Source organism: Pseudomonas sp. ChxA, from assembly GCF_030263855.1.
GTDB classification, from domain to species: domain Bacteria; phylum Pseudomonadota; class Gammaproteobacteria; order Pseudomonadales; family Pseudomonadaceae; genus Aquipseudomonas; species Aquipseudomonas fluorescens_CB.
This window is the reverse complement of sequence record NZ_JARPMK010000002.1, coordinates 770,923-787,301: the sequence shown is the minus strand read 5'-3', so window position 1 is coordinate 787,301 and position 16,379 is coordinate 770,923. Positions and strand designations below refer to the sequence as shown.

13 protein-coding genes are annotated in these 16,379 nt (G+C 60.2%); 6 read left to right on the top strand and 7 right to left on the bottom strand.

Features of this window, described 5'->3' with window-relative positions:
- Positions 1–844: 844 nt before the first annotated feature.
- The 3 genes from P5706_RS29350 to algW form a co-directional block, all read right to left on the bottom strand.
- Positions 845–1,564 (bottom strand): DUF4198 domain-containing protein, encoded by a 720-nt coding sequence (locus tag P5706_RS29350; RefSeq protein WP_285683708.1) that lies wholly within the window; start codon positions 1,562–1,564, stop codon positions 845–847.
- Positions 1,565–1,576: 12 nt separating this feature from the next.
- On the bottom strand, positions 1,577–3,673 hold the full coding sequence (locus P5706_RS29345; protein ID WP_285683706.1) for a TonB-dependent siderophore receptor: 2,097 nt from the start codon (positions 3,671–3,673) through the stop codon (positions 1,577–1,579).
- A 108-nt stretch (positions 3,674–3,781) separates the two neighbouring features.
- The gene (gene algW, locus P5706_RS29340; protein ID WP_285683704.1) at positions 3,782–4,936 is read right to left on the bottom strand and encodes a Do family serine endopeptidase AlgW; all 1,155 of its coding nucleotides are present in this window, start codon (positions 4,934–4,936) and stop codon (positions 3,782–3,784) included.
- 102 nt (positions 4,937–5,038) lie between these two features.
- Here algW and P5706_RS29335 point away from each other — a divergent pair, with 102 nt between their 5' ends.
- The 3 genes from P5706_RS29335 (at position 5,039) to cysN (ending at position 8,892) form a co-directional block, all read left to right on the top strand.
- Complete coding sequence (locus P5706_RS29335) at positions 5,039–5,797, top strand: Nif3-like dinuclear metal center hexameric protein (RefSeq protein ID WP_200432619.1); 759 nt, start codon at positions 5,039–5,041, stop codon at positions 5,795–5,797.
- Between the two features lie 269 nt (positions 5,798–6,066).
- A complete protein-coding gene (gene cysD, locus P5706_RS29330) occupies positions 6,067–6,984 on the top strand; it encodes a sulfate adenylyltransferase subunit CysD (RefSeq protein WP_003171640.1) in 918 nt (305 codons plus the stop codon).
- A gap of 9 nt (positions 6,985–6,993) precedes the next feature.
- Positions 6,994–8,892 (top strand): sulfate adenylyltransferase subunit CysN, encoded by a 1,899-nt coding sequence (gene cysN, locus P5706_RS29325; protein ID WP_285683700.1) that lies wholly within the window; start codon positions 6,994–6,996, stop codon positions 8,890–8,892.
- Between the two features lie 189 nt (positions 8,893–9,081).
- Here the strand turns inward: cysN and yihG are convergent, their stop codons facing one another.
- The 3 genes from yihG to P5706_RS37310 all read right to left on the bottom strand — a co-directional run bounded on the left by yihG (position 9,082) and on the right by P5706_RS37310 (position 12,451).
- A complete protein-coding gene (gene yihG, locus P5706_RS29320) occupies positions 9,082–9,981 on the bottom strand; it encodes a 1-acylglycerol-3-phosphate O-acyltransferase, YihG family (protein WP_285683698.1) in 900 nt (299 codons plus the stop codon).
- Complete coding sequence (gene pta, locus P5706_RS29315) at positions 9,982–12,081, bottom strand: phosphate acetyltransferase (protein WP_285683696.1); 2,100 nt, start codon at positions 12,079–12,081, stop codon at positions 9,982–9,984.
- A gap of 79 nt (positions 12,082–12,160) precedes the next feature.
- Complete coding sequence (locus P5706_RS37310; protein WP_244658025.1) at positions 12,161–12,451, bottom strand: DUF3565 domain-containing protein; 291 nt, start codon at positions 12,449–12,451, stop codon at positions 12,161–12,163.
- On the opposite strand from P5706_RS37310, the gene P5706_RS29305 reads away from it, so the two are divergent.
- On the top strand, positions 12,450–12,935 hold the full coding sequence (locus P5706_RS29305) for an FKBP-type peptidyl-prolyl cis-trans isomerase (protein ID WP_003188398.1): 486 nt from the start codon (positions 12,450–12,452) through the stop codon (positions 12,933–12,935). The two genes, P5706_RS37310 and P5706_RS29305, sit on opposite strands and share 2 nt — an antisense overlap.
- Before the next feature lie 310 nt (positions 12,936–13,245).
- Here the strand turns inward: P5706_RS29305 and rpsT are convergent, their stop codons facing one another.
- Complete coding sequence (gene rpsT / locus P5706_RS29300) at positions 13,246–13,524, bottom strand: 30S ribosomal protein S20 (RefSeq protein WP_003171647.1); 279 nt, start codon at positions 13,522–13,524, stop codon at positions 13,246–13,248.
- Between the two features lie 253 nt (positions 13,525–13,777).
- On the opposite strand from rpsT, the gene murJ reads away from it, so the two are divergent.
- Complete coding sequence (gene murJ, locus P5706_RS29295; RefSeq protein WP_200432623.1) at positions 13,778–15,316, top strand: murein biosynthesis integral membrane protein MurJ; 1,539 nt, start codon at positions 13,778–13,780, stop codon at positions 15,314–15,316.
- Between the two features lie 119 nt (positions 15,317–15,435).
- Positions 15,436–16,374, top strand: coding sequence for a bifunctional riboflavin kinase/FAD synthetase (gene ribF, locus P5706_RS29290; protein ID WP_016971190.1), 939 nt, complete (start codon positions 15,436–15,438; stop codon positions 16,372–16,374).
- Positions 16,375–16,379 lie beyond the last annotated feature (5 nt).

Sequence of the window (16,379 nt, the reverse complement as noted above, 5' to 3'; positions counted from 1 at the left end):
CCCGCGATGGCGGTTTGTCGGTGTATATATCCGTTATTTTTGTAACGGCGGCCTATGGTTCCGCTCTTACAGCGGGTCACTTTTGTAAAGACACAAAAGTAACCAAAAAGTCTTCGCCCCACCACTCGGTGCCTCGCTTAGGCTCGGCATGCCCTCACTCCGGCTTGAATCCGTGGGCCGCCGCGATGGGCCATCCTTGGCCCAGCGCGGCTAACCCGGCGTCCTGCCGGGTTACCCACGGATTCAAGCCTGCGTTCGGCCATCGTGGTTAACGGGGCGTCTCAGATCAAAAGCAGATCAAGATCAAGATCTACAGCACGGCGGCCTGAAAGCCGACCTGAGTGGTTGAAGCAAAAGCCAGGTCAAGTGCAAAGCAAAAACCTATCTGAATACACTGAAGAACTGCTTTTCTGTGGGAGCTGGCTCTGCTGTTGCTTTGCTGTTGCTGTTGCTGTTGCTCTGGCCCTTACATCCTTTTCGCTGGCGAAGTCAGCGGTCTTTTGATCTGCGCTTTTGATCTTGATCTGAAATCGCCCCGTCAAACACGATGGCCGGAATCTGACAGGGATTTGGGGGGTAAACCGGCAGGGATGCCGGTTTAGCCGCGCTGGGCCAAGGATGGCCCATCGCGGAGGCCCCCCAAATCACTGGCGGATTGCGGGCATGCCGAGCCATAGCGAGGCACCGAGTGTTGGGGCGAGGACCTTTTGGTTACTTTTGACTGGGCCGGCATTCCGGTCCTTGCAAAAGTGACCCGCTGTAAGAGCGGAACCAATAGAAGCCGTTACCGCAGCAACGGATATGCCCCCCCGCGCCCGACCGCTCCCACAGTTTTTTGTAGTGTTTACTCGTGGTGCGGTTCACCGAGGAAGGTCAGCGAAGTAAACAGCCCACGTGTCGCCACATCCGCATTGTCTTTCAGCGGCACTTCAACCTGCGCAGCAATCACATTCAACCCTTCATTACGCACCAGCACCTGAGCGCGGCCGTCCTTGTCGGTCTCGGTGCTCAAGGTATTCGGCGCATTGCGATAATCACCCACCAGCTTGATCCCCGCCGCAGGTCTGCCGTCCAGCAACACCCGCACCGGCAGTGACTTACCCGGCCCTACGGTCAGCGGGTCGACTTCCGGCAGAATCACGAGCTTGAGCTGATCCAGCTTGGGCAGTTTCGCCCCCGGCTGGTAAATCGCCAGGCTGTACTTGAAGGTCTGGGTCGACTCAATCGCCCCTGGCACTTGACTGCGGCCCTGGTTGATCCATTTTTTGTCCGCCGTCTGCGACCACATGCCGTTATCCAACGCCACCGCCAGCACGGCCGGTGATTTGAGCGGCTTCAGGCGTGCGTGGTCGGGCAGGCGCTCCACGGTCACCGGGATCATCTTGCCGCTGGCGTCATACGCCCAGGCACCGCTGATTTTCTGGGCCTTGAACGCATTGTCCTCGGCACCGTGGCCGTAGATCACTTCGATATTGCCGCGCCGCTGTTCGGTCCACAGGCCGTGGGCCGAGACTTGGGTGGCAAACAGCAGGCCGATGACGGCCAGGGATTTGAAGGCTTGCATGGTGGCGTCCTGTTACAGGTTGAGGGTCAGGCTGACGGTGAAGTTGCGCGGCTCACCGGGCATGACCCAGTAATTGCTGTAGGAGCGCTCGTAGTACTTTTCGTCGAATAAATTATTGAGGTTCAGGCCCACGGTGACGTGCTCACTGGCCTTGTAATGGGCCAGCAGGTCGACGGTGTGATACGCCGGCAGCTCAAAGCTACCGCCAGCCTCGCCGGAGCGATCGCCGACGTAGGTAAACGCCGCGCCCAGATCTGAGCCGCGCAATGCGCCGTCCTGAAACTCATACACGCCTAGCAGGCTGCCGCTGCGCTTGGCCACGCCGAGAATCCGGCTCCCGGTGGGGATGGCCTTGTCGCCTTTGGTCACCTGCGCATCGATGTAGGCAAAGGCGCCGATCACGCGTACCGCGTCCGTCACTTGCCCAGTCAGTTGCAGGTCAAAACCCTGGCTGCGCGCCTTGCCCATGGCGCGGTTGGTGTCGGTGGCCGGGTCAAGCGCCAGCACGTTTTGTTTGTCGATATGGAAGGCGGCCAGGGTGGTGCTCAAGCGGTCGTCAAACAGCTCGCTCTTGATCCCCACTTCATAGCCCACGCCTTCTTCCGGCTTGAAGGATTTGCCACCGGCGTCCAGGCCGTTGTTGGGTTTGAACGAGGTGGAGGCGTTGGCGAACACGCCGATTTGCGGCGTGAGTTGGTAGAGCAAACCCGCTCGCTGGGTGAGGGCATCATGGGTCTGGCGGCTCTTGGCGTGGTTGCGGGTGAAGTCATCGGTGCTTTGCTCGAAATGCTCAAAGCGTGCGCCGACCATGCCGCGCAGGCGGTCGGTGAAGATGATCTGGTCTTGCAGGTTCAACGCCTGGCTTTTCACCTGCTCGTAGAAGTCAGTGCCGGAGCGTTCGCCGTTGGGTTTGGGCTGGCCGTAGACGGGTTTGTAGATGTCGATGGGGTAGACGCTGCCGCCGATCGCGGTGACGCGTTCCTTCTTGCGGTAGTCCTCGTATTCGGTGCCGATCAGCAACTCATGCTGCCAACTGCCGATATCAAACATGCCGCGTAATTCAAGCTGGGTGATGCTGTCGTGCCAACCCGTGGAGCGTTCGCGGTAACGGCGATTGACGGTGTGGCCGTCTGCATTCAGTGCGCGGCTCTCCGAGGCGTCGCCCCACAGGCTGCCCTGTTTGTAATGGCTGGCCAGGCGCAGTTGCCAGGCGTCGTTGAGGTGATGTTCCAACGCGGCCTGGATGCGGTTGTTGTGGTTGCGGATGTTGCCGTCATTGGGTTCGCCGAGGAAGGTTGAGCGCGACATGCCATGCGGCGCGACGATGCCACGGTCGAAGGTGGAGCTGTGGCGCACGAATTCGCTTTCCACCAGCAGGCGGGTGTCCGGGTTGAGTTGCCAACTGAAAGACGGTGCGACGAACACGCGCTGGGCGTCGACGTGATCACGGAAGCTGTGGTTGTCTTCCACTGCCAGGTTGACCCGCGACAGCACGCGGCCTTCGTCATCCAGCGGTGTGTTCACATCCAGCGCCGTGCGGTAGCGGTCCCAACTGCCGGCGCTGGTTTGCACGGTGGTGAAGGCTTCAGGCTGCGGCTTCTTGGTGACAATGTTCACCGTGCCGCCAGGGTCGCCACGGCCATACAGGCTGGCGGCGGGGCCTTTGAGCACTTCGATGCGCTCGATATTGGCCGCGTCCGGTGTGCTCGGGTAGCCACGGTTGGCGCTGAAACCGTCTTGGTAAAACTCCGACGTGGTGAAGCCGCGCACGCTGTATTCATAGAGCGTGAGGCCGCCGAAGTTGTTTTGCCTGGAGACGCCACCAGCAAACTCCAGGGCGCGTTCCACGTTGGTACTGCCCAGGTCCTTGAGCACCGTGGCCGGAATTACGCTGATCGATTGTGGGATATCGCGCAGGGCCGTGTCGGTCTTGGTCGCGCTGGCGGAACGGGTGGCGCGGTAGCCTGTTACCGGGCCGGTGGCAGATTCATAGGCGTCGGTGGTGACGCTGATAGTGTCCAGTTCAACGCTGTTGTCTTCGGCGTAGGCGGGGTCGAGCAACAAGCCCATGGCCAGGCCAGCCAGGGAGGCAAATCTTCGAGACGGCATGATAGAACGTTCCAATAGCGATATTGAAACAATATAACATGACTAATGAGAATGAATTTCTTTGGAAATATTAGGTTACAGGAGCCCGCGCGCGGGCTCCCACAGCCGTTATTCCTCTTCTTTGACCGGAGCCGGCGGTGGCCGCAGGCCGATTTCCGCCACCAGCTTGAGCTCTTTGCCGTTGCGCATCACCTGGATGACCACCTTGTCGGTCGGCTTGATCCGCGCCACCTGGTTCATCGACTTGCGGCCATCACCGGCAGGTTCGCCGTCGATGCTCAAAATCACATCGCCCAATTGCAGGCCGGCTTTTTGCGCCGGGCCATCGCGGAAAATCCCGGCGACCACAATGCCTGGGCGACCGGTCAGGCCGAACGACTCGGCCAGTTCCTTGGTCAAGGGCTGAACTTCAATGCCCATCCAGCCGCGAATCACCTGGCCGTGTTCAATGATCGCCTTCATCACCTCCATCGCCAGCTTCACCGGGATCGCAAAGCCGATGCCCTGGGAGCCGCCGGACTTGGAGAAGATCGCAGTGTTGATGCCGGTCAGGTTGCCATTGGCATCCACCAGCGCGCCGCCGGAGTTGCCGGGGTTGATGGCCGCGTCGGTCTGGATAAAGTCTTCGTAGCTGTTAAGCCCCAACTGGTTGCGCCCGGTGGCGCTGATAATGCCCATGGTCACGGTCTGGCCAACACCGAACGGGTTGCCGATGGCCAGTGCCACGTCACCCACGCGCAGCCCTTCGGAGCGGCCGATGGTGATGGAGGGCAGGCTTTTCAAATCGATCTTGAGTACGGCGAGGTCGGTTTCCGGGTCGCTGCCGACCACACGGGCCAGGGTCTCACGGCCGTCGCGCAGGGCCACCACAATCTGGTCGGCGCCGCTGGTCACGTGGTTGTTGGTGAGGATGTAGCCTTCCGGGCTCATGATCACGCCCGAACCCAGGCTCGATTCCATGCGGCGCTGCTTGGGGCCGTTGTCGCCGAAATAGCGGCGAAATTGCGGGTCTTCAAACAACGGGTGCGCCGGTTTGTTGATGACTTTGGTGGTGTACAGGTTGACCACGGCGGGCGCGGCGATAACCACGGCGTCTGCGTAGGTGACCGGGCCTTGCACCACGGAGCTGGTTTGCGGGGCCTGTTGCAGGTTCACATCCAGGCTGGGTAAGCCCACCCATTGGGGATAACGCTGAATAATCAGCATCGCGATCAGCACGCCAGCCAACAATGGCCATCCAAAAAAACGCAGTGCCTTGAGCATCAAGTAAGTCCTGACAGGTTGCAGGGGGCGGGAGAGCGCCCATAATGTCGCGCATTATACGAGGCTGCGAGCGCCTCGGAACGGGATATTTAGGAGTCTTTTATGGCTGTCCCCCTTAGCACCCTGGTCGAGGAAGCGGACCGCTACCTTGGCAGCGCAAAAATTGCCGATTATTGCCCCAATGGCTTGCAGGTCGAGGGGCGCCCGCAGGTGATGCGCATCGTCAGCGGCGTCACGGCCAGCCAGGCGTTGCTGGACGCAGCGGTTGAAGCCCAGGCCGACCTGGTGCTGGTGCACCACGGTTATTTCTGGAAGGGCGAAAACCCGTGCATTACCGGCATGAAGCAGCGCCGCCTGAAAACCCTGCTCAAGCACGACATCAGCCTGCTGGCCTACCACCTGCCGCTGGACCTGCACCCGGAAGTGGGCAACAACGTGCAACTTGCCCGTCAGTTGGACATCACCGTCGAAGGCCCGCTGGATCCGAACAACCCGAAAATCGTCGGTCTGGTCGGCTCCCTGGCCGAACCCTTGTCGCCGCGTGATTTTGCCCGCCGCGTGCAGGATGTGATGGGCCGCGAGCCACTGCTGATCGAAGGTAGCGAGATGATCCGCCGTGTGGGTTGGTGCACCGGCGGCGGGCAAGGGTACATCGACGATGCGATTGCCGCTGGCGTCGACCTGTACCTGAGCGGCGAAGCGTCCGAGCAGACCTTCCACAGCGCGCGCGAAAACGACATCAGCTTTATTGCTGCCGGGCACCACGCCACCGAGCGTTATGGCGTGCAGGCATTGGGTGACTATTTGGCACGGCGTTTCGCGCTGGAGCATTTGTTCATCGATTGCCCTAACCCAATCTAAAGAACACAAAGGCTCAAATGTGGGAGCTGGCTTGCCTGCGATTGCATCACCTCGGTTTGCCTGAATGACCGAGGTGATGCAATCGCAGGCAAGCCAGCTCCCACACAACCCAGCTCCCACAAGCCTGGTCCTACAGCCAAACTCGGGGGCATATTCATATACCGTTTCGATCTAGCTGGCTCCCTGAATAGAAGAAGGTGCTGTGCTAGCATGCCCCGCTCGAACACGGCCCGCTGGCCGTCCATAAGATCGTTTTTCCGTGAGTAGCCATGGTCGACAAACTGACGCATCTGAAACAGCTGGAGGCGGAAAGCATCCACATCATCCGCGAGGTCGCCGCCGAGTTCGACAACCCGGTGATGCTCTACTCGATCGGTAAAGACTCCGCCGTGATGCTGCATCTGGCGCGCAAGGCCTTCTTCCCGGGCAAATTGCCGTTCCCGGTGATGCACGTCGACACCCGCTGGAAATTCCAGGAGATGTACAAGTTCCGCGACAAAATGGTCGAAGAGCTGGGCCTGGACCTGATCACCCACATCAACCCTGATGGTGTGGCGCAGAACATCAACCCGTTCACCCACGGCAGTGCCAAGCACACCGACATCATGAAGACCGAAGGCCTCAAACAGGCCTTGGACAAGCATGGTTTCGACGCAGCCTTCGGCGGTGCCCGTCGCGATGAAGAGAAGTCCCGCGCCAAAGAGCGCGTGTACTCGTTCCGCGACAGCAAACACCGCTGGGACCCGAAGAACCAGCGCCCGGAGCTGTGGAACGTCTACAACGGCAACGTCAACAAGGGTGAGTCGATCCGTGTGTTCCCGCTGTCCAACTGGACCGAGCTGGACATCTGGCAGTACATCTACCTCGAAGGCATCCCGATTGTGCCGCTGTACTTCGCCGCCGAGCGCGACGTGATCGAGAAGAACGGCACGTTGATCATGATCGACGACGACCGCATCCTCGAGCACTTGTCCGACGAAGACAAAGCCCGAATCGTCAAAAAGAAAGTACGTTTCCGTACCCTTGGCTGCTACCCGTTGACGGGCGCGGTGGAGTCCGAAGCCGAGACGCTGACGGACATCATTCAGGAAATGCTCCTGACGCGAACTTCCGAGCGCCAGGGCCGGGTCATCGACCACGATGGCGCAGGCTCGATGGAAGATAAAAAACGTCAAGGCTATTTCTAAGGGGCTGTCATGTCGCACGTATCTGATTTGATCAGCGAGGACATCCTCGCCTACCTGGGCCAGCACGAGCGCAAGGAAATGTTGCGCTTCCTGACCTGCGGCAACGTCGACGACGGCAAGAGCACCCTGATCGGGCGCCTGCTGCACGACTCCAAGATGATCTACGAAGATCACCTGGAAGCCATCACCCGTGATTCGAAAAAATCCGGCACCACCGGCGATGACATCGACCTGGCCTTGCTGGTCGACGGCCTGCAGGCCGAGCGTGAGCAGGGCATCACCATCGATGTTGCCTACCGCTACTTCTCCACCGCCAAGCGCAAATTCATCATCGCCGACACCCCCGGCCATGAGCAGTACACCCGCAACATGGCCACCGGTGCGTCCACCTGTGACCTGGCGATCATCCTGATCGACGCCCGCTACGGCGTGCAGACCCAGACCCGTCGCCACAGCTATATCGCCTCGTTGCTGGGCATCAAGCACATCGTGATTGCCGTCAACAAGATGGACATCAATGGCTTCGACCAAAGCGTGTTCGAGTCGATCAAGGCCGATTACCTGAAGTTCGCCGAAGGCATCGCCTTTAAGCCGAGCACCATGGCGTTCGTGCCGATGTCGGCGCTCAAGGGTGACAACGTGGTGAACAAGAGCGAGCGTTCGCCCTGGTACACCGGCCAGTCGCTGATGGAAATCCTTGAAACCGTCGAGATCGCCAATGACCGCAACTACACCGACCTGCGTTTCCCGGTGCAGTACGTCAACCGTCCGAACCTGAACTTCCGTGGTTTCGCCGGCACCCTGGCCAGCGGCATCGTGCACAAGGGCGACGAAGTGGTGGTGTTGCCGTCGGGCAAGAGCAGCCGCGTCAAATCCATCGTCACCTTCGAGGGTGAGCTGGAACACGCAGGCCCAGGCCAGGCCGTGACCCTGACCATGGAAGACGAGATCGACATCTCCCGTGGCGACCTGCTGGTGCATGCCGACAACGTGCCGCAAGTCACCGACGCTTTCGACGCCATGCTGGTGTGGATGGCCGAGGAGCCGATGTTGCCGGGCAAGAAATACGACATCAAGCGCGCCACCAGCTACGTGCCGGGTTCGATCACCAGCATCGTGCACCGCGTGGACGTGAGCACCCTGGCCGAAGGCCCGGCAAGTTCGCTGCAATTGAACGAGATTGGCCGGGTCAAGGTCAGCCTCGACGCCGCCATTGCGTTGGATGGCTATGACAGCAACCGCACCACCGGTGCGTTTATCGTCATCGACCGTTTGACCAACGGCACCGTGGCTGCGGGCATGATCATCGCGCCGCCGGTGGGCCATGGTGGCACTGCGCAACACGGCAACCTCGCCCATGTAGCCACCGAAGAACGCGCCCTGCGCTTCGGCCAGCAACCGGCCACCGTGTTGTTCAGCGGCCTGTCCGGCGCCGGCAAAAGCACCTTGGCTTATGCGGTTGAGCGCAAGCTGTTCGACATGGGCCGTGCGGTATTCGTACTGGATGGCCAGAACCTGCGTCACGACCTGAACAAGGGCTTGCCGCAGGACCGCGCCGGGCGTACCGAGAACTGGCGCCGTGCTGCTCACGTGGCGCGTCAGTTCAACGAAGCCGGCTTGCTGACTCTGGCGGCCTTCGTTGCTCCGGATGCCGAAGGCCGTGAACAGGCCAAGGCGCTGATCGGCAGCGACCGCTTGCTGACGGTCTACGTGCAGGCATCGCCGCTGGTGTGCGCCGAGCGTGATCCGCAAGGCTTGTACGCCGCGGGTGGGGATAACATCCCTGGCGAGTCTTTCCCGTACGACGTGCCGTTGAATGCCGACTTGGTGATCGACACCCAGGCCACGTCGCTGGAAGACAGCGTCAAGCAAGTGCTGGAGCTGTTGCGTCAGCGCGGCGCGATCTAAACCTCGCCGCGACAAAAAAGCCCGCCACCGATGACTCGGTGGCGGGCTTTTTACTTTCTCAAGGTCTGGCGCGGTCACTGTGGGAGCTGGCTTGCCTGCGATAGCTGACTATCAGTTGATACAGCTGTTGCTGACCCACCGCTATCGCAGGCAAGCCAGCTCCCACATTAAATTGCATCCACAGGTCGATCAGTGGCGGTCTGGGTATTCTGTGTGCAGTTTGGCCAGCAGCTGGTCTTTGTCTTCCCACAGCTGGTTAATCCACCCCTGGAACGCCAACCGATACTCCCCATCCTGCTCATAATTCTTGCCGATAAACCCGGCCGGAATCTGCACTTCCTCAAACTGCACCACCACGTCCTTCACATTCCCGCACAACAAATCCCAATAACCTGGGCGTCCGCCTGGGTAGTGGATGGTCACGTTCACCAATGATTTGAGCTGCTCGCCCATGGCATCCAGCACAAACGCAATCCCGCCCGCCTTAGGCTTGAGCAGGTAACGGAACGGTGACTTTTGTTGTGCATGCTTGCCCGGCGTAAACCGCGTGCCTTCGGCAAAGTTGAAAATGCCCACCGGGTTGTCGCGAAACTTCGCACAGGTTTTGCGCGTGGTTTCCAGGTCTTTGCCTTTCTTTTCCGGATGCTTTTCCAGGTACGCCTTGGTGTAGCGCTTCATGAACGGGAAGCCCAGCGCCCACCATGCCAGGCCGATCACCGGCACCCAGATCAGTTCTTGCTTGAGGAAGAACTTCAGCGGCCGAATCCGCCGATTGAGCACGTATTGCAACACCATGATGTCGACCCAGCTCTGGTGGTTGCTGGTCACCAGATACGAGCGCTGATAGTCCAGGCCTTCAAGGCCCGTAAGGTGCCAGCGCGTGCGCCGCACCAGGTTCATCCAGCCCTTGTTATTGGTCACCCAGGCTTCGTGCGTATGGTTCATCAGCCATTCGCTGAAGCGTTTGGCAAATGGCAGCGCCTTGAACAGCGCGACGATAAACAGGAACGAACACAGCAGGATCGTGTTCAGCGCCAACAACAAGGACGCGATTACCCCGCGCATGGCGGCAGGTAGAAAATCCAGCATTTAGATATCCATAGGTCGGTTGGCGGCTTGGATCGCCGTCAGGGCGATGGTGTACACGATGTCGTCCACTTGTGCGCCGCGCGGCAGGTCGTTCACCGGTTTGCGCAGGCCTTGCAGCATTGGCCCGAGGCTCACGCAATCGGCGCTGCGCTGCACGGCCTTGTGCGTGGTGTTGCCGGTGTTCAGGTCCGGGAACACAAACACCGTGGCCTTGCCGGCGACCAGGCTGTTGGGCGCCAGCTGCCGTGCGACGGTTTCGTTGGCGGCGGCATCGTACTGCAACGGCCCGTCGATCAGCAGCGAGCTTTGCTGTTCGTGGGCGAGCAGGGTGGCTTCGCGGACTTTTTCGACTTCTTCGCCGCTGGCCGAATCACCGCTGGAATAGCTGATCATCGCCACCCGTGGCGTGATGCCGAAGGCTGCGGCCGAGTCGGCGCTTTGCAGGGCGATTTCCGCCAGCTCCACGGCGCTTGGGTGCGGGTTCATCACGCAGTCGCCGTACACCAGCACCTGCTCGGGGAACAGCATAAAGAACACCGACGACACCAGGGTGCAGCCCGGCGCCGTTTTGATCAATTGCAGGGCAGGGCGGATGGTGTTGGCGGTGGAGTGAATAACCCCGGATACCAGGCCGTCCACTTCATCCAGCGCGAGCATCATGGTGGCGATCACCACGGTATCTTCCAGCTGTTGCTCGGCCATCGGCGCGTTGAGGCTCTTGCTCTTGCGCAGTGCGACCATCGGCTCGACGTAGCGTTGGCGAATCAGGTCAGGGTCGAGAATCTCCAGGCCTTCGGGCAACTCGATGCCGTGGGCGCGGGCGACGGCTTCCACGTCGGCTGGTTTGGCCAGCAGCACGCAGCGCGCGATGCCGCGGGCCTGACAGATGGCGGCGGCCTGCACAGTCAACGGCTCGCTGCCTTCGGGCAACACGATGCGTTTGTTGGCGGCCTGGGCGCGCTGGATTAATTGGTAACGGAACACCGCTGGCGACAGGCGCATTTCCCGAGGCGTGCCGCAGCGTTGGTGCAGCCAGCGCGCATCGAGGTGGCTGGCGACGAAGTCGGTGATGATCTCCGCGCGCTCGCGGTCATCGATCGGGATTTCTTTGTTCAGGCTGTTGAGCTGGTTGGCCGTGTCGTAGGAGCCGGTGCTTACCGACAACACCGGCAGCCCGGCCTGGAAGGCGCCACGGCACAGATCCATGATGCGCGGGTCGGGCAGGGTGTCGCTGGTCAGCAGCAGGCCGGCCAAGGGGACGCCGTTGATCGCGGCGAGGCTGACGGCCAGGATGATGTCGTCACGGTCGCCCGGTGTTACCACCAGCACGCCCGGCTTTAGCAGCTCTACGGTGTTACGCATGGTGCGCGCGCAAATGATGATCTTGGTCATGCGCCGGGTTTCGTAGTCGCCGGCGTTGAGGATCTGTGCGCCCATCAGGTCAGCCACGTCGCGGGTGCGCGGGGCGTTGAGTTCGGGCTGGTAAGGGATGCAGCCGAGCAAGCGGAAATCGCCGCTGCGCAACAGGGGCGAATGCTCCTTGAGGCGCGCCGAGAAGGCTTCCATGCTTTCGTCGGTGCGCACCTTGTTAAGGATCACGCCCAGCACTTTCGGGTCTTTGGGGCCGCCGAACAGTTGGGCCTGCAACTCCACGCGGCCCGATAGCTCGGTGAGCACTTCGTTCTCCGGCGCCGACACCAGGATCACTTCGGCGTCGAGGCTCTTGGCCAGGTGCAGGTTGACCCGCGCCGCATAGCTGGCGCTGCGGGTCGGCACCATGCCTTCGACGATCAGCACGTCCTTGCCCACGGCGGCTTGCTGGTACAGGGTGATGATTTCTTCGAGCAACTCGTCGAGCTGGCCGTCGCCGAGCATGCGTTCCACATGGGCCAGGCCCAAGGGTTGTGGTGGCTTCAGGCCGTGGGTGCGCGCCACCAGTTCGGTGGAGCGCTCGGGGCCGGTGTCGCCGGGATGTGGCTGGGCAATCGGTTTGAAGAAGCCGACTTTCAGCCCGGCCCGCTCAAGTGTACGCACCAGCCCAAGGCTGATGGAGGTCAGACCCACACCAAAATCGGTGGGCGCGATAAAAAAAGTCTGCATGCGAATTCTCTGGAGGTGCATGGCTTCGGTGGCGCTCTATGGCTGAGCGTCTACCGGGAATCAGGCACCAAGGTTATCGTTATTCAGGCGCTTGCGCACACCAGCCGCATGTAAAGGGTTGGCCTATTTTTTCAAGGCGTTGCGCAGCATCGAGTACCCAGGCGCGCGACTGCCATGGCGGCTGGTGGCGCAGGTGCTGGGTGTGGCCGCAGGTCAGCTCGGCCACCCAGTGGCCGTCGCCATCCTGGTGGAAGCCGATGATGAAGGATGCCGTTGATCGGCTCCGTCTGTCCGGGTTCTGTTCGCTTTCGGGCAAATCCTTGTTTAGACTTGTCCGTTCTTCATTCTTATGCAAAAGGTCTCGCCCCATGACGATCGCCGCTAACAAGGCTGTCTCCATCGACTATACCCTGACCAACGACGCTGGTGAGGTCATCGACAGCTCCGCCGGCGGCGCGCCGCTGGTCTACCTGCAAGGCGCAGGTAACATCATCCCGGGCCTGGAGAAGGCTCTGGAAGGCAAGAACGTCGGTGACGAACTGACTGTCGCCGTAGAACCTGAAGATGCCTACGGCGAATACTCCGCCGAACTGGTCAGCACCCTGAGCCGCAGCATGTTCGAAGGTGTTGATGAACTGGAAGTAGGCATGCAGTTCCACGCATCCGCTCCGGACGGCCAAATGCAGATCGTCACCATCCGCGATCTGGACGGCGACGACGTGACTGTCGACGGTAACCACCCTCTGGCTGGTCAGCGCCTGAACTTCCAAGTGAAGATCGTTGCCATCCGCGACGCTTCCCAGGAAGAAGTGGCCCACGGCCACGTCCACGGTGAAGGCGGTCATCACCATTGATTGTGGTTTGATCAATAGGTAGCAAAAACGCCCCGACTGGTTCGGGGCGTTTTTTTTTGCGCCTGAAAATGTGTCCCGTCGAATTGCCGGGTTTCCTGTGGCGAGGGAGCTTGCTCCCGTTGGACTGCGTAGCAGTCCCATGCTTTTAAAGCAAAGAGCAGGGGCCGCTACGCGACCCAGCGGGAGCAAGCTCCCTCGCCACATAAGGCTTCCATTGTGATTGGAGCACAAACAAAAATGCCCCGGACCTTTCGGTACGGGGCATTTCTTAACTGTTACGTAACCTGAGTTACGTGGCAGTTGTTACCACTTAGGCTGCTGCAGCGACGTTCAGAGCCTTGATGTGGCCATTCAGGCGGCTCTTATGACGAGCGGCTTTGTTCTTGTGGATGATGCCTTTATCGGCCATACGGTCGATAACAGGCACAGCCAGAACGTAAGCAGCTTGAGCTTTTTCAGCGTCTTTGGTGTCGATGGCTTTAACTACATTCTTGATGTAGGTACGAACCATGGAACGCAGGCTGGCGTTGTGGCTGCGACGCTTCTCAGCCTGTTTTGCACGTTTTTTGGCGGAAGGTGTGTTGGCCACCGTCGAGCTCCTCGAAAGACTTTTTAGGAAATAGCAAACAAAATAGGCCGCGAATCATGCCGATGACTTGATGGGTTGTCAAGGGCGGCTGATGCGAACTGCTGAGTGGTCGATCTGAAGAGGCGGGTGATTTATTTCCGGCGCTTGACCTGTAAACTCGCGAGCTTTGGCTCTGTGCTGTTGCAGGCGCGCAGTATCGCATAAGTGGGCGCTTTGTTCGCCTGCTCTTTATCTAAAGGCGCAAACTCTTTCAATGAATCTGCTCAAATCGTTGGCTGCCGTCAGCTCTATCACGATGATCTCCCGGGTTTTGGGGTTTGTGCGTGACACCCTGCTGGCGCGCATTTTCGGCGCCAGCATGGCCACGGATGCGTTCTTTATTGCCTTTAAACTGCCCAACCTGCTGCGGCGGATCTTCGCTGAGGGCGCATTTTCCCAGGCATTTGTGCCGATCCTGGCCGAATACAAAACCCAGCAGGGCGAAGAAGCGACCCGTACCTTTATTGCCTATGTCTCGGGCCTGTTGACCCTGGTCTTGATGCTGGTAACCCTCGTCGGCATGCTCGCCGCGCCCTGGGTGATCTGGGCCACGGCCCCCGGTTTTGCCAATACCCCAGAAAAATTCGCGCTGACCACTGACCTGCTGCGCGTGACCTTTCCTTATATATTGCTGATTTCGCTGTCATCCCTGGCCGGGGCGATCCTCAATACCTGGAACCGCTTCTCGGTGCCGGCCTTCGTGCCGACATTGCTGAACGTCAGCATGATTATTTTCGCGCTGTTCCTGACCCCGTACTTCGACCCGCCGGTCATGGCCCTGGGCTGGGCCGTACTGGCCGGCGGCCTGGCGCAGTTGCTGTACCAACTGCCGCACCTGAAAAAAATCGGCATGCTGGTGCTGCCGCGCCTGAACCTCAAGGACACCGGCGTCTGGCGTGTGATGCGCAATATGCTGCCGGCGATCCTGGGTGTCTCGGTGAGCCAGATTTCCCTGATCATCAACACTGCGTTCGCGTCCTTGCTGGTTTCCGGTTCGGTCTCCTGGATGTACTACGCCGATCGCTTGATGGAATTGCCGTCGGGCGTACTGGGTGTGGCCTTGGGCACCATCTTGCTGCCGACGCTGTCGCGCACCTATGCCAGCAAGGACCGCCAGGAGTACTCGCGCATCCTCGATTGGGGCTTGCGCCTGTGCTTTATGCTGGTACTGCCGTGTTCTCTGGCCCTGGGCATCCTGGCTGAGCCGTTGACCGTGTCGCTGTTCCAATACGGCCAGTTCAGTGCGTTTGATGCGTCGATGACCCAGCGTGCGCTGGTCGCCTACTCCGTCGGCTTGCTCGGCATTATCGTGATCAAAGTGCTGGCGCCGGGCTTCTACGCTCAGCAAAACATCCGCACGCCGGTCAAGATCGCAATCTTCACCCTGGTCGTTACGCAACTGCTCAACCTGGTGTTTATCGGCCCGTTGGCCCATGCCGGCCTGGCGCTGGCCATCAGCGCGGGTGCCTGTATCAACGCGGGCCTGCTGTTTTATCAACTGCGCAAGCAGCAGATGTATCAGCCGCAGCCGGGCTGGGGGATGTTTGCCCTCAAACTGCTGGTGGCGGTGGCGATGATGTCGGCGGTGTTGCTGGGCCTGATGCACTTCATGCCCGCCTGGGATCAAGGCCATATGCTTGAGCGCTTCATGCGTCTGGGGGTTTTGGTGGTGGCGGGTGTAGTGGTGTACTTCGGGATGTTGCTGCTGCAAGGCTTCCGTCTGCGGGATTTCAATCGAAAGTCGCTTGGCTAGAGACTTTGCCGTGATAAAACGGTTGTTTTATCGATTCGATCCATTTGGCCTGCGCTGTTGCCTGTCGTCCGGGGCCGGGTGTGGTTATAATCGACCACTTTATGAGCAAGAAGCGCGTTATGCAGCTGGTTCGAGGTCTCCACAACCTGCGCCCCGAGCATCGGGGCTGCGTCGCCACTATTGGCAACTTTGACGGTGTTCACCGTGGCCACCAGGCTATCCTGGGCCGGCTGCGTGAACGTGCGGTCGAGTTGGGCGTGCCCAGCTGCGTGGTGATTTTTGAGCCACAGCCGCGGGAATACTTTACCCCCGAGACGGCTCCGGCCCGCTTGGCCCGCCTGCGCGACAAGCTGCAACTGCTGGCTGAAGAGGGCGTGGACCGTGTGCTGTGCCTGGCTTTCAACCAGCGCTTGCAAAGCCTCAGCGCCGCCGAGTTTGTCGACCGCATCCTGGTGGACGGCCTGGGCGTGCAGCACTTGGAGGTCGGCGACGACTTCCGTTTCGGCTGCGACCGCGTCGGCGATTTCGACTTCCTGCAACACGCCGGTGTGAATCAAGGTTTTACCGTCGAAGCCGCGCAAACCGTCGAACTGGACGGCCTGCGCGTGAGCAGTACCCAGGTACGTAATGCCCTGGCGGCTGCCGACTTCGCCTTGGCCGAGCGTTTGCTCGGTCGCCCGTTCCGCATTGCCGGGCGGGTATTGCACGGCCAGAAGCTGGCGCGCCAACTGGGTACGCCAACCGCCAATGTGCAGCTCAAACGTCGTCGTGTGCCACTCACCGGGGTTTACCTTGTGAGTGTCGACATCGACGGCCAATCGTGGCCGGGAGTCGCCAACATAGGCGTCAGGCCCACGGTTGCAGGTGATGGCAAGGCCCACCTGGAAGTTCACCTTTTGGATTTTGCCGGTGATTTGTATGACCGGCGTTTAACGGTGGTTTTCCACCAGAAGCTGCGTGAAGAGCAGCGTTTCGCCTCCCTTGAGGCGTTGAAAACGGCGATCAATGCGGATGTCGCCGCCGCCCGTGCACTAGCCGCACCTAGCGCCCATCGCTAACCGAA

Excerpts from the sequence above, each read along its gene's own strand:
- P5706_RS29350 (WP_285683708.1), bottom strand. The coding sequence starts at position 1,564 with ATGCAAGCCTTCAAATCCCTGGCCGTCATCGGCCTGCTGTTTGCCACC.
- P5706_RS29345 (WP_285683706.1), bottom strand. The coding sequence starts at position 3,673 with ATGCCGTCTCGAAGATTTGCCTCCCTGGCTGGCCTGGCCATGGGCTTG.
- algW (WP_285683704.1), bottom strand. The coding sequence starts at position 4,936 with ATGCTCAAGGCACTGCGTTTTTTTGGATGGCCATTGTTGGCTGGCGTG.
- P5706_RS29335 (WP_200432619.1), top strand. The coding sequence starts at position 5,039 with ATGGCTGTCCCCCTTAGCACCCTGGTCGAGGAAGCGGACCGCTACCTT.
- cysD (WP_003171640.1), top strand. The coding sequence starts at position 6,067 with ATGGTCGACAAACTGACGCATCTGAAACAGCTGGAGGCGGAAAGCATC.
- cysN (WP_285683700.1), top strand. The coding sequence starts at position 6,994 with ATGTCGCACGTATCTGATTTGATCAGCGAGGACATCCTCGCCTACCTG.
- yihG (WP_285683698.1), bottom strand. The coding sequence starts at position 9,981 with ATGCTGGATTTTCTACCTGCCGCCATGCGCGGGGTAATCGCGTCCTTG.
- pta (WP_285683696.1), bottom strand. The coding sequence starts at position 12,081 with ATGCAGACTTTTTTTATCGCGCCCACCGATTTTGGTGTGGGTCTGACC.
- P5706_RS29305 (WP_003188398.1), top strand. The coding sequence starts at position 12,450 with ATGACGATCGCCGCTAACAAGGCTGTCTCCATCGACTATACCCTGACC.
- P5706_RS37310 (WP_244658025.1), bottom strand. The coding sequence starts at position 12,451 with ATGGGGCGAGACCTTTTGCATAAGAATGAAGAACGGACAAGTCTAAAC.
- murJ (WP_200432623.1), top strand. The coding sequence starts at position 13,778 with ATGAATCTGCTCAAATCGTTGGCTGCCGTCAGCTCTATCACGATGATC.
- ribF (WP_016971190.1), top strand. The coding sequence starts at position 15,436 with ATGCAGCTGGTTCGAGGTCTCCACAACCTGCGCCCCGAGCATCGGGGC.